This window comes from Geothrix sp. PMB-07 (assembly GCF_030758935.1).
Lineage (GTDB): Bacteria > Acidobacteriota > Holophagae > Holophagales > Holophagaceae > Geothrix.
This window is the reverse complement of record NZ_CP132333.1, coordinates 1100614-1113316: the sequence shown is the minus strand read 5'-3', so window position 1 is coordinate 1113316 and position 12703 is coordinate 1100614. Positions and strand designations below refer to the sequence as shown.

The window sequence follows — 12703 nt, the reverse complement described above, 5'->3', positions numbered from 1 at the left end:
GATTCTCCCGCGGCGTTTTGCCTCGGATGGGTGTCGGATTGCAACGGCAGGCTTTGGGTGAAGCCCAGGATGCCCTACTCTGGACACACAAGGATGGTTCATGGCCTGGAAGCAGGATTTGGCAAAGTTGAAACAGCAGCTCCGCCCGGAGGAGGCCGCGCCTGCCCCCAAGCCCTTGCCCAAACCCACGCCAAAACCCGGTGGCCCGGTCCCTTTGGCAGAGGAAGATGCTGTCTTCCTCTCTGCCATGGGGCTGAAACCCTCGGCGCCAAAGGCCAGTCAATCGGGGAGGGCTGATATGGGTGCCACCCTGCCCGAGCCCAGCGCGCCCGCCACGGAGGCTGCAACTCCCAAAGAGCCCCCCGTTCCGGAAACGTTCCAGGCAGCCCTCAAAGACCTCAAAGGGATCAAACCCCTTCAAAAGGGGGGCATGGATTTCGACACACCTGCCCCCAAGGCCACCGTTCCTGCTCCCAAGCTGGAACCACCCCAACTCGATACGAGCCGCGAATTGGTTGCAGAGGCCCCCCGAGCTTCTGAGGCCTCTCCAAAGGAAATCACACCTGCTGAACGCGCCCCAGCGCCCAACACGCCCCCTGTGCGTTTCCAGCTGGCTGCCGGCATGGCCATCGAGGTGGATGGATCCCTCGATCTCCGGGGCCATTCTCTGGTGGATGCCCTCGACCGCCTGAAGGATCGCCTGGGCGACGGGACGGTCCTTGGCTGGCGAAGCCTGCAGGTCAATCTGGGCACGGATCCCGCGCTGCACGAGGGGCTCTTGGCTTTGCTGGCCTCGGGCGAAGTGCCCATGGTGGCGCGCTACGCCCAGGCACCCGTTCCCATGGGAGGAACCCAGGCCTGGCTGCTGTATTTCGGGTCGTCACCCACTCAACCCGCCCCCCGCAGGGAGTCCTGAACCATGAGCCTGTTGGTCGTTGGAAGTGTCGCCTTTGATGATCTGGAAACGCCCTTCGGGAAGCGGGATCACGCCCTGGGCGGCTCCGCCACCTATTTTTCTCTGAGCGCCAGCCGCTTCCACCCAGTCCGCATCGTGGCGGTGGTAGGTGAAGATTTCGGCCCTGAACAGATGCGGGTCTTCGAGAACCGCCCCATCGATTTGACCGGCCTTTCCCGGGTGAAGGGCCTCAGCTTCCACTGGAAGGGGGCCTACGGTTTCGATCTCAACGAGGCCAAGACCCTCGCCACGGATCTCAATGTGTTCGCAGATTTCCAGCCGAACCTCCCGCCGGATTACCGGGAGTCCCCCTTCCTGTTCCTGGGCAACATCGATCCCGTCTTGCAGCTCGATGTGGTCCGCCAGATGGCCCACCGCCCCAAGTGGATCGCCCTGGACACCATGAACTACTGGATCGGAGGCGCCCGGCCAGCCCTCGAGGCGGTTCTCAAGGAAGTGGACATCCTCCTCGTGAACGATGCCGAGGTCCGCCAGCTCACCAAGGAGCACAGCCTCGTCAAGGCCTACCGGAAAGTGCAGGAGCTGGGCCCCCGCATCCTGGTGGTCAAGCGGGGCGAGTATGGCGTGGCGCTCTTCACGCCCGAGGGAAATTTCGCCGCACCTGCCTATCCGCTGGAAGATGTTTTTGACCCCACCGGGGCCGGGGACACCTTTGCGGGCGGGTTCCTGGGCTATCTCGCGAAAATCGGACGAACCGACGTGACCGCATTGAAACACGCGGCCCTGATGGGCTCGGTCATGGCCAGTTTCACCGTGGAACAATTCTCAACGGAACGGCTGGAGCAGATTGGCCAGGACGAAGTCCGCAACCGATTGGCATTATTTTCAGATATGATCCGTGTCGAAGACCTATAATCACCGCTATTCCATCCTATCTGGGGGTTCCCGATGCATCAGCCCACTCGCCTGAATGCCGGCCGGATGCGTTCGCGTGTCGCGTCGCACGGGCTCATCCTGGCGTTAGCCCTTGGGGCGCCTGGCCTTTGCGCCCAGGAAACGAATCCTGCGAGCCCGATCAAAGTGGAAGCCCACAGCTCCAAATGGGACTACCCCAAGGAATTGAGTGTCCCCGAGGGATCCAAGACCCACATCGTCCAAAAGGGCGACACGCTCTGGGATCTGGCCGGGAAATACCTGGGCAACCCCTATGCCTGGCCCCAGATCTGGGAACTGAACCAGTGGATTAAGGACCCCCACTGGATCTACCCCGGCGACCCCCTGGTCATCGACCTGGCCCGGGCCGTGGCCACGGCAGGTTCAGTTCCAGATGCCGTGGCCAACCTTCAGCCGGACCTCCGGCGGGCTGATCCCAGCGCGATGCGCCGCCCGGAGCTGGGCTTCTCCTTCCAGGATTTCATCCAGCTGCCCTTCCTCGCCCCCCAAGGTGCGGAGGCCTATTACAAAGACCAGGGGGCCTTCACCATCACCTCCAACAAACGCGATGACCGGAAGTACCTCGGCGAAGGTGAGCAGGTCTACCTCAATGGCGGGGCGGATCAGGGATTGAAGGTGGGAGATCGGTTCTTGGTTCTCAAAACCGTTTCCAAGCGCCTCGTTCACCCCAGCATCGCCAAGAAGAAACTTGGGGACGTGATCCAGCAGATCGGAGTGGTTCGCATCGTCACCGCACAATCCAAGGGCTCGGTGGCCGTCATCGAGCGTTCGTTGGACAGCGTGGAAGTTGGGAATCGTCTGGTGAAATTCGTGGAGCCTGCGAACATTCCCGCCCAGTTCCGAACAGACACGACAGAGCCAGTAAAACTCGCGGCCAATGCCGGGGTGGTGGTTTATGCCCGGGATGCCAAGCAGCATGTGGGCAGCGGCGATATGATCGTCATTGACAAGGGTGCCAACGATGGCCTCAAGGTTGGTGACGTGCTCCTGGCCGTGCGAACTCGCAAATACCCTGTCGGATCAGGTAAGGAGAAGCATCCTCCCACCGAAACCACGACCTATTACCTTGGGCAGGTTCTCGTGGTCCGCGCGGATGCCCAGTCATCCACCTGCCGCGTGTTGCGTTCCGTGGAGGAAATCCTGGGCGGAGATACCGTTACCCCTTGAGCTCCCGATGCATCGCACGAGGAGGCCCCCAAGTCGGGGGCCTCCTCTTTCTAGGCCGAATGGTTTGCCCGCGAGGCCCTCACTTCCACCACCACGCGGTGCCCTCGGGTTGGAAGAACGTAGGGATGCGGCGTGGCCAACCACCCGCCTGGCAAGGGTTCATCCGCCCAGTCAGGGCCCTTCAACGCAAAAAACGGGGCATCGGGTCCTCCGTGCCTGCCCCACCATCCCACCAGCGTACCCAAGGGAGCCAGAGCTTTGGCGGTACCCCAATGAGCCTGGAGCGGTTCCAAGTCCTCGAGGCGGCCATGAATGGCCTTGAGGTTGGGAACGGGGAGTTCCATGGCCACCTGACGGAGAAAGGCCATTTTCTTGCTCGAAGCATCGACGCCGAGGATCTCCAAATCGGGCCGGGCGAGGGCTAGCACCACCGCCGGGGACCCCATGCCGGTTCCGAAGTCGACCACCCTCGCTCCAGCGGGCAACGGGGCCAGAAAGGGCAGCAGCGCCGAGGCATCCTGCAGCAATTCCTCACGCCGAATCCCAGGTGGCAGGGCAGTGAGGGCATGGGTACGGTTCCACTTGTCCAGAAGAACCAGGTAGCGGCCCAAGGCCGGTTGGATGTCGGAAGGCAGGCGCGGCTCCATGTTCCCAGCATGCCAGGGGAAGGAGCATTGAGAGGCCGAAACAAAACCCGACAGCCTGGCGAGCGTGACGCTGTCTCATCGGGTTGTGCCACGCTCTCTAATTCCTGATCCAGGTTATTATTTATCTCATCAATTCAATAATTAAAGACCTGATTGTGGGCTAGCAATCCACAATTTATTTTTTAGGTCAGAAAGTGTACATCGATTCAATTATCGCTTCTAGAATTATCATATTGACAAATACTGAATATTGAACCATCCTTGCCATCCTATTGTTGATCTTATGAAAGGAAATCGGCCATGACTGAACCCCGTCTCCCTTTCACAATCGATTGGTCCAGTCGCAGCAAAATGCGGGGACCGGGCGAGCAGTCTATTGGCAAACTGCTGCATGACCTCAGAGATCGACTCGCTCCAGATGCTCAAGGCATCTCCCTCACCTATGTCGATGATCGTGGCATGAGAAAACTCAACCGCGAACATCGCGGAAAAAACATGACAACGGACGTTCTGAGCTTCCCCTCCAGCGCAGAAAAAGGGGCCTTCCCTCACCTGGGTGACATCGTCATCAGCCTTCCTACTGCGGAAAAAATGGCCAAGAAATTCGGTGTGAGCCGCCGCCGTGAGGTAGAGACACTGGTCATCCACGCGTTCCTCCACCTCTGTGGTCATGACCACGAAATGGATCGCGGCGAGATGATGGAATTGCAGGCCCAGCTGGAGCGGGAACTGCTCGACGAGGAACCGCTGGCCATGAGCCTGAAGCGGGGCCGGAAACCCGGCAGCAAGGTAAAGAAACTGAAGGATGGTTCCCGTGTGGTCGTCACGGGCCGGGCTGCGGCGGCCCTGGTGCGACGCGAGCGGGTGAAAAAGGACAGGAAAGGCAAGGTCAAAAAGGTGGTCAAACCGAAAGAGGCCCTGCTTCCCAAACGCGGCCCCGGCCGCCCCAGGAAGGAAGCCACCGCGCCAGCGCCACCCAAACGCACGGTCCGCCGCCGCCGCCCCGGTCTCTCGCGCAGCGGCGTGATCGGCTAGCCCTTTCCGAACCACTGCATGGCAAATCGGCCCGAAGGCCGATAAAATGGCCCTTTGGCCCGATCCCGGGCCGTGCCATACGGAGTTTCCGTGATCAACCTCCTGCTCGGCCTGGGCGCCGCCCTTGCCGTGATCCTGCTGTCCAGCCTGCTGAGCATCAAGCTCTGGATCAGCCTGCCCCTGGGCATCCTCGCCGGAGCTGGGCTGTTCATCTGGCAGGGGCGGAAGATCCAGCAGGAACTTGAGAAGATCTTCACGCGCGCCGGCGAGCTGTTGAAGAAGCAGCAGTTCGACAAAGCCATCGAGACCATGAAGGAGGGCTACCGCTTCTCCTCCCGTCAGTTCCTGGTAAAGGGCAGCATCGATGGCCAGATCGGCGTCGTGCAGTACCTCCGCAAGAAGAACGACGAGGCCGAGCCCCTTCTGAAATCCGCCTCCATGCAGCACTTCATTGCCAAGGCCATGCTGGGCATCCTCCAGTGGAAGCGCGGCGAGAAGAAACTGGCCAAGGAAACCTTCAGCCTCGCCCTCAAGACGGGGAAAAAGGAGAGCCTTCTCTACGCGGTCTTCGCGTATGTGCTCGTGGAGATGGGCGAGCGCGACAAGGCCATCGAGGTCCTCAACCAGGGCCTGGGCATCTGCAAGGGGGATGAGCGCCTCATCACCAATCGCAACCTGCTGCAGAACGGCAAGCCCCTCAAGATGAAGGTCTACGGAGAACAGTGGTACCAGTTCCTCCTGGAGCGCCCCATGATCCGCCAGGAAGCCCCCCCCTTCGCCCGAGTCTCCCGCCGCGCCCTCCGCGGATAGTGCCGTCCGGGGGGACCACCGCTCGCCTCACTCACCCGTCCCCTCGGCCCCCGCTGTTCAGGCGGGGAGATCCAACCCGAACAGCCTCGCCTCAACCAAACACTTTGGAGCACGCCATGTCAGGCCACAGCAAATGGTCCACCATCAAACACAAAAAGGGCGCCGCTGACGCCAAGCGCGGCAAGGTCTTCACGAAGATCCTCAAGGAAATCACCGTGGCCGCCCGCCTCGGTGGTGGTGATGTGGCCAGCAACCCCCGCCTGCGCCTGGCCGTGGATCAGGCCAAGGGCAGCAACATGCCCAAGGACAACTGGGAGCGCGCCATCAAGAAGGGCACCGGCGAACTGGAAGGCGTCACCTACGAGGAAGTGGTCTACGAGGGCTACGGTCCGGGCGGCGCCGCGATCCTCATCGAGGCCATGACCGACAACAAGAACCGCACCACCCCTGAGGTGCGGAGCTATTTCGCCAAGTTCGGCGGCGACCTTGGCGCCCAGGGCTCCGTGGCCTACCTCTTCAGCAAGGAGGGGCAGATCGTCGTCGAACCGGATGTCCAGGAAGACAAGATCATGGAAGTGGCTCTGGAAGCCGGCGCCGATGACGTGGTCAACGAGGGCGAGGCCTGGGTCATCAAGACCAGCCCCGAGTCCTACCAGGCCGTGAAGGACGCTGTGGACGCCGCCAAGCTGCCCGTCATCGAGGCCAAGCTCATCATGGCCCCCAGCACCAGCACTGCGCTGGAGGGCTCCAAGCTCACCAGCTTCCTCAAGCTCGTGGACCTTCTGGAAGACAACGACGACGTGCAGAACGTGTGGCACAACGGCGAGTACGACGAGCCCGAAGATTGAGGTTCCAGCCAATCCAGAAAAGGGCGCCTTTCGGCGCCCTTTTTCATTCCTGTGTCTTCGGTGCGGCCATCGGCGTGGCTGAAACGGCAGCCGCCTCGCTGCGCCCCACCGCAAGGATCGGGAATCGCGGCGGCTCACCCCACATGCCATCGCCGCGCACCAGGGCGCTATGGAAGGCTCCCCAATAGGCCAGGCTATCGCTGCTGCGGGGATCCAACAGGTAGAAGGCCAGACGGCCCAGGGGCTGATCCAGGGGGATGTAGAGGGCACGGTCCAGGTCGGCGGAAGTCCATGCCGCCTGCTGCTTCTTCGGCGTGGCCTCGGCCTTCCAGGTGCCTTGCAGCTCCAGGGTAAACACTCCCTGGTAAGCGCCGGGCGCGAGCTTGCGACCCGATTCCTGAAAGTGGAGAACAGCGAGATTCTTTGGGCGCGAGGCCCCGAGCTGCACCTTGAGGCCGTGGGCCTGCAGAATGGGCAGCACCTTCGGAACGAAGGCTGGATCGACGAGGTAGCCTGCGGGCACCTCCACGTAATCCTGACCCTCGAAACCCACGAAGCTGGGAAGCTCCAGGCGCGTGCGGCCCTTCTCGCCGATGAGATGCCCCTTGTCGTCACGGATGGGATCCACCCAGTCGAAGGCGTAGCGTTCCACCTCCTTCAGCTTCGCCGAAAGTGGCAAGGACACCGGGCCCTTGGCCCAGGCGGTGGTCCAGCGACCCTGGGCTTCGCGGACCTGGCTGCGCACCTCGTTCCGGTGTTCCACCATCCAGCCCAGACAAGCCAACACGAACTTCCGCGTGTCGGAAATGCGATCAGGCCAGCTGCGGTACACATAACTTTCGGAGAGCACTGCCAAGCGGTTGCGCAGGGCCGGATAGTTGGTCAACAGGCGCGGGTGGGCATCGTAGGTCTCCCAGGCCGTGGGCGGCTTTTCCGCCGTGGGGCGGTAGGGCACGAAGTTGCCGTAGTCGTAGGTGGGCATGCCCTCCGCCTTCAACTGCTCCCGCACATCCACCAGCATCTTCCGATTGAAGGAAAGCAGGCCCTCGTCCGCGCCCATGGTGCAGGCGGGGCCATGGGTCAGGTGGAAGCCGTGGGTGCTGCCATTGGTGGTGTGGAGGTCCAGCACGGCGGCGGGATCGAACTCGTTGAGCATGGCCAGCAGCCAGCGGGTGTTGGGCGCCGCCACCTTCATCAAATCGCGGTTGAGATCCAACCCTTGGGCGTTCTCCCGGCGGCCCACGCCGCTTTCGGTGGGATTGGGCTGGTAGGAGCGGATCGAAGGATCCTGGGCATCGGTGCCGTCCGCGTTGTAGGCGGGCATCACCACCAAGTCGAGGTTGCGCCGCAGTTCGGGATGCTTGCCCTGCAACAGCTCCCGCACCACCTGCTGGATGGCCTCCTTGCCCTCCACCTCACCTGCGTGGATGTTGGCATTCACGTAGACCCGCAGGGGATCCTTGCCGACGCCCTTGAGGCGCCAGGCCAGCAGCGGCTTGCCGGTTTCCGTGGCACGGGGGGCGCCCTTGGGCTGGTAGGGCTCGAGCCCTGGAGCCTGTTTGCGCAGGGCCTCCATGAAGGCCCGCACATCAGCCACCGTGGAGGTGCGGCGCAGCTCCGTGCGTTCAGGCGTGGTCTGGGGCCAGCCTGCGAAGAGCGAGGTCCCCGTGAGGATCAGAGCAAGGCCACGCATGAATCACCGGGGCTGGGCAGAGACTGTGGCCGTGACGGGAACATCCACGCTGGTCTTCGCCCGGGTACCGAAGAGGCCCTTGTTGAAGACGGTGAAGCTGGTGGCCAGGAAGAGCACCAGCACGATCAGGGCCGAACCCCGCTTGCCCGCGGCCAGCGCCTTGGGCGTCATCTCGGACAGCCCCACCAGCACCAGCACGAGCAGCAGCTTGATGTGGAAGTAGTGGCCATCTTTCAGGGGGTTGCTTCCGGCCTGGAGTGACAGCACCAGCAGCGCGATGCCTGCGATGAGGGCGAGGCGGAAGGACCAGGCCACCACCTTGGACCACACCGTGGCAGCCAGGCCCCGCAAATCCTCGCGGCCTTCCTCGAAGCCGGAAAGAAGCAGGGTCACCACCGTGGCGCCGCCGCCCACGGCCAGGACAACAAAGTGCAGCCACCGAACCAGGTTGATGGCCTCGAGTTTGAGATTCATGGTCGCCTCGTAGGGGAAGGCTCCAGGGTAGCAGCCCTGATAGGCTGGATTCGTCAGGAGGAAGTCATGTCCAAGCTCCGAGTCGCCGTGGTGGGTGTGGGTCATCTGGGCCAGCACCACGCCCGGATCGCGGCCTCCGCGCCGAATGCCACCCTGACTGCCGTGGTCGATCCGGATCCGGTTCGCGGCCCTGAGATTGCCGCCAAGTTCGGCGCCCCCTGGGCGGCTTCCTTGGACCAGGTATTGGGTGACGTGGATGCCGCGCAGATCGCTGCGCCCACCGGCTTCCATCATGCCCTGGGCCTTCAGGCCCTGAAGGCTGGCAAACATGTGCTCATGGAAAAGCCCCTCGCGGCCACGCTGGAAGAAGGCAAGGCCTTGCTGAAGGCCCTGGTCGAAGCGCGCATGACGAAACCCGGCCTCGTGGCCCAGGTGGGCCACCTGGAGCGCTTCAACCCGGCGGTGGCCGCCCTGCGCGAACGCGGCTTCAAGCCCCGCTTCCTGGAAGCCGTGCGCGTGTCGCCTTTTCCTGCACGCAGCCTGGAGGTGGACGTGGTGATGGATGTGATGATCCACGACCTGGACCTCCTGCGCGCCCTGGTGGGCCGCCCCGTCGTCGATGTGGAAGCCGTGGGCATTCCCGTGCTGACGCCGTATGCAGATCTGGTGAACGCCCGGTTGAAATTTGAGGGCGGCGCCTTCGCCACCGTCACCGCCAGCCGCGTGGCCCGCAAGAAGGAGCGCACCCTGCGCGCCTTCGGCGACAAGGAATACGCCAGCCTCGATTTCGCCACGCAGAAGCTGGAACTGCTGCGTCTCGTCATGGGCCCCGAGGGCCCCCAGGTGCAGCCGGAAACCGCGGACATCGTCGAGGGCGAACCCCTCCGCCTGGAGATCGAAGCCTTCCATGCCGCCTGCCTGGGCATCCGCCAGGAAGGCGTCACCTGGGAGGAAGGGCAGGAAGCCATGCACGTGGCCGACCTGGTGCAGAAGGCCGTGGCCAAGAGCCTGGCGGAGATCCATCAGGCCTGAGGATGCTGCCCACGTTCTACGACCTCGCCTCGCTCACCAAACCCCTGGTGACGGCGCCCCTGGCCCTGGCCTTCCTGGACCTGGACGCAGACCGGCGCTGGTCCCTGGGTTTCACCGAGCGCGAGACACCCCTCACGGTGCGGCAGATGCTGTCCCACAGCTCCGGGCTGCCGCCCTGGCGCCCCTACACGGGTGAGCCCCTGGCCGCACAGCTGAAGCGTGCGGTTCCAGAACACCCCTTGTTGCGGGCCGCCACGCCGGGCCTCGCCACCTATTCGGATCTGAATTTCCGCCTGCTGGCCCAGCTGCTCGAATTGGAAACCGGCGTGCCCTTCACCAGGCTCGGCGCGTCGTCGGGGCTCAGCCCCGCGCCGTGGCCTCAGCCACCAGTGCCCGTGCCGGACGCTCCCGATGCAGAAGCCTGGGCCCTGGCCACGGACCAGCCCCTGCCAGCGAGGGATCCCCACCTGCCCCACGATGCCAATGCCCGGGCCGGCATGGTGGGCCATGCGGGCTTCGGCACCACGGCCCCGCAACTACTCGCCGCCCTGAGGCACTGGGTCTCCGAGGGATGGCCCGAGCGCATGGCCGTTGGCGCAACCCCGGGAGAAGGGGGCACGCGCTGGGGCCTGGGCCTCCAGACGGTTTTCGCGGGCGGGGGACGTTTCGGACAGCTGCTGTCCAAAATCCCTCTGGGCACGGACATCCAGGTTCTGGAAGATGCCACCGATCTGCCGCCGCTCCCAGCGCCAGTCCTCGACGCAGATCAGGGCCCCATCACCGACTGGTGGTTCCACCTGGGCTACACGGGACCGGCCCTGTTCTACCGTCCCGCAGACCGTTGCACCATCGCGCTGCTCCTCCACCGGCGCGGGCCTCGGGGCGAGTTGCTGGATGTGGAGGCCCTGCGGGCCCGGCGCTGGGCAATCCTGGCCCGATTCGTGGAACAATGGGGCGGATGAAGCCCCTCTCCGTCTCCGCCCTCGTTGTCGTCCTCACTCCAGGCTTCGCCGCCCAGCCGCCGCTCAAGATCGGCATCGACACGCAGGCCACGGAATGGATCGTGTCCCTGGAAGGCGGTGGCCAGATCTGTGATCGCAGCGGCAAGCCCCTGCTGCGGCTGGGGCCTGATGAGAAGCTGCGCCTCTGGTGGGACAGCCGCGGCGTATCGGATCCCACCACTGAATACCGAGTACAGGTCGGCAAGCCCCACACATCGGCCGAGGCCGCCGCGCTCATGAAGCGTTTGAAGGATCTGGGCGAGGCCCCCGAGCGTGTGAAGATCCCTGACGCGGACACCTGGCGCGTGCTGACCGGCCATTTCCAGGAGGCGGCCGAGGCCGAGCCGGTGCTCCAGAAGCTTCAGGATCTCGGCTTCGAGGAACTGTGGGTGGCCTCCGAATCGCGGACCAGCGCGATCCGCAAAGGCCGGGCCCTCTACGCGATCACCGACCGCTACGAGCGCAAGGCCTTGCCCCTCACGGGTGTGTGGCTGAAGCCGAGCGGCGAACTCACCTCGCTTCAGGGCAAGGGCCGCTACCGGGGCAAGGTGGAAATCTTCCCCAATGCCCAGGGTCGCCTCACGGTGGTGAACACACTCGACCTGGAGACCTACCTGCGCGGCGTGGTGCCCAAGGAGATGGGCGCCTGGGAATTCCCCTCGCTGGAGGCCCTCAAGGCCCAGGCCGTGGCCGCTCGCACCTACGCGGTGGCCAACCGCGGCAAGCGCGCGGCCGATGGCTTCGACATGGGCGACACCGTGGCCGATCAAGTCTACGGCGGCCGGGACGGCGAACAGTCCCTCACGGACCGGGCTGTCCTGGAAACCGAGGGCCTCTTCGCCACCTACGGCGGTCGGCCCATCCAGGCCCTCTTCATGGCCAACTGCGGCGGCCATACCACGGACGTGGGTCAGGTGTTCGGCGGCCAGGCGCCCTACCTGAGGGCCGTCTCCTGCTACGCCCCCAAACCCGTGACCCTGCCCTACGCCTCGGGCGTGGCCGTTCCCCTGGAGAGCGCCCAGCCTTGGCTGAGCTGGGAACTGCTGCGGCTTGCCTCGGTCGCCATTCCCACCGACTGGCTGTCCGGTGAGCGCCTGGCGCGACCGGCCACCTTCGGCGATCTGGCCCAGCCCGTGCGCGCGCTGCAGCAACGGCTGGCTCTGGAAGCCCGCCCCCTGAATCGGGACGGAAACCTCTACCTCGGCCTGGCCAAAGCCTTCGGCTTCCAGCGCCTCGTGGAAGGCCAGGAGCGCCCCCAGGACGCCGCCTACTTCCTGCCCGACCTGACCACCGAGGCCACCACTCAGGATCGGCTGCTGGCGGCCTTCCTCACCCGCCGCGGCGTGGTGCCCGCCTCCGCCTGGGCCGCCTCCGAACCCATCTCCCTGCGTCAGGCTCTGCAGGTGCTGGGCCGCCTGTGGCAGGAACTGGAAGCCTTCACCCCGGGCGAGGGCTCCCTGCTGCTGGACCGTCAGGTGCGACGCAAGCGCGGCGGGCCGGAACCTCTGCCCCTGGCGCCCACGCTGCTGGTGGTCGAGGAAGGCCCCGATGGCAGCCTCCGCCTGCTGCCCAAGGCCGACATCCAGGTGGGCGACCGCCTCAAGTGGATTCCTGGCGAGGGCGGCCCCACCCAAGTACTGGTGCGGCGGCTGGATCCCGATGGCGCCGCCTGGGACCGCTACAACCCCACCGCCCATTGGCGGGTGGAATACACCGAATCGGATCTGCTGGCCACGGTGAGCAAGCGCATCAAGGTGTCGGGCATCCGCGATCTGCGCGCCGACTACAACAATCAGGGGCGCGTCGAGGAACTGACCTTGGTCGACACCCAGGGCGCCGCCCACAAGGTGCACGGCATGCACATCCGTGGGCTGCTGGGCCTCAAGGACAACGTCTTCCGCTGGCTCACCGTGGGTCAGGGCGCCAACCGCCGCTGGATCTTCTACGGCCGGGGCTGGGGCCATGGCCTGGGCATGTGCCAGACCGGGGCCTATGGCATGGCCCTGGAGGGCGCCACCTTCCAGCAGATCCTGCAGCACTACTACCCCGGCACAAACCTCCAGCGCGTCGACTGACTTTGTGACGTTTATTTCTCAACCGACCATTGACGGAAGCGCATAGCCGAC

At 64.4% G+C, this 12703-nt stretch carries 12 protein-coding genes; 9 read left to right on the top strand and 3 right to left on the bottom strand.

Annotation, left to right across the window (positions count from 1 at the left end):
* The first annotated feature begins 298 nt into the window (after window positions 1–298).
* The 3 genes from Q9293_RS04845 to Q9293_RS04835 are packed head-to-tail and all read left to right on the top strand — an operon-like array spanning window position 299 to window position 3037.
* Window positions 299–916: a Smr/MutS family protein gene (locus Q9293_RS04845; protein ID WP_306250605.1), complete on the top strand. Its 618-nt coding sequence runs from the start codon at window positions 299–301 to the stop codon at window positions 914–916.
* A 3-nt stretch (window positions 917–919) separates the two neighbouring features.
* Window positions 920–1831 (top strand): PfkB family carbohydrate kinase, encoded by a 912-nt coding sequence (locus Q9293_RS04840; RefSeq protein ID WP_306250603.1) that lies wholly within the window; start codon window positions 920–922, stop codon window positions 1829–1831.
* Between the two features lie 33 nt (window positions 1832–1864).
* Window positions 1865–3037 (top strand): LysM peptidoglycan-binding domain-containing protein, encoded by a 1173-nt coding sequence (locus Q9293_RS04835; protein ID WP_306250600.1) that lies wholly within the window; start codon window positions 1865–1867, stop codon window positions 3035–3037.
* Between the two features lie 50 nt (window positions 3038–3087).
* Here Q9293_RS04835 and Q9293_RS04830 read toward each other — a convergent pair whose 3' ends face one another.
* Entirely contained in the window at window positions 3088–3684 is a 597-nt protein-coding gene (locus tag Q9293_RS04830; RefSeq protein WP_306250598.1) for a 16S rRNA (guanine(527)-N(7))-methyltransferase RsmG, read from the bottom strand.
* 300 nt (window positions 3685–3984) lie between these two features.
* On the opposite strand from Q9293_RS04830, the gene ybeY reads away from it, so the two are divergent.
* The 3 genes from ybeY to Q9293_RS04815 all read left to right on the top strand — a co-directional run bounded on the left by ybeY (window position 3985) and on the right by Q9293_RS04815 (window position 6377).
* On the top strand, window positions 3985–4719 hold the full coding sequence (gene ybeY / locus Q9293_RS04825; protein WP_306250596.1) for an rRNA maturation RNase YbeY: 735 nt from the start codon (window positions 3985–3987) through the stop codon (window positions 4717–4719).
* 90 nt (window positions 4720–4809) lie between these two features.
* A complete protein-coding gene (locus Q9293_RS04820) occupies window positions 4810–5529 on the top strand; it encodes a lipopolysaccharide assembly protein LapB (protein ID WP_306250594.1) in 720 nt (239 codons plus the stop codon).
* 116 nt (window positions 5530–5645) lie between these two features.
* Window positions 5646–6377 (top strand): YebC/PmpR family DNA-binding transcriptional regulator, encoded by a 732-nt coding sequence (locus Q9293_RS04815; protein ID WP_306250592.1) that lies wholly within the window; start codon window positions 5646–5648, stop codon window positions 6375–6377.
* Between the two features lie 43 nt (window positions 6378–6420).
* Here Q9293_RS04815 and Q9293_RS04810 read toward each other — a convergent pair whose 3' ends face one another.
* Both Q9293_RS04810 and Q9293_RS04805 read right to left on the bottom strand, forming a co-directional pair.
* Window positions 6421–8070, bottom strand: coding sequence for a M14 family zinc carboxypeptidase (locus tag Q9293_RS04810; RefSeq protein WP_306250590.1), 1650 nt, complete (start codon window positions 8068–8070; stop codon window positions 6421–6423).
* 3 nt (window positions 8071–8073) lie between these two features.
* Window positions 8074–8544 carry a hypothetical protein gene (locus Q9293_RS04805; RefSeq protein ID WP_306250588.1) on the bottom strand — a complete coding sequence of 157 codons (471 nt, stop codon included), beginning with the start codon at window positions 8542–8544 and terminating at the stop codon, window positions 8074–8076.
* A 66-nt stretch (window positions 8545–8610) separates the two neighbouring features.
* Here Q9293_RS04805 and Q9293_RS04800 point away from each other — a divergent pair, with 66 nt between their 5' ends.
* From Q9293_RS04800 to Q9293_RS04790, 3 genes are read left to right on the top strand one after another with little or no spacing between them, the layout of a single operon-like run.
* Complete coding sequence (locus tag Q9293_RS04800) at window positions 8611–9576, top strand: Gfo/Idh/MocA family protein (RefSeq protein ID WP_306250586.1); 966 nt, start codon at window positions 8611–8613, stop codon at window positions 9574–9576.
* A gap of 2 nt (window positions 9577–9578) precedes the next feature.
* Window positions 9579–10538 carry a serine hydrolase domain-containing protein gene (locus tag Q9293_RS04795; RefSeq protein ID WP_306250584.1) on the top strand — a complete coding sequence of 320 codons (960 nt, stop codon included), beginning with the start codon at window positions 9579–9581 and terminating at the stop codon, window positions 10536–10538.
* Window positions 10535–12652, top strand: a complete 2118-nt coding sequence (locus tag Q9293_RS04790; protein WP_306250582.1) for a SpoIID/LytB domain-containing protein — start codon at window positions 10535–10537, stop codon at window positions 12650–12652. Before Q9293_RS04795 ends, Q9293_RS04790 begins: the two co-directional genes overlap by 4 nt.
* Window positions 12653–12703 lie beyond the last annotated feature (51 nt).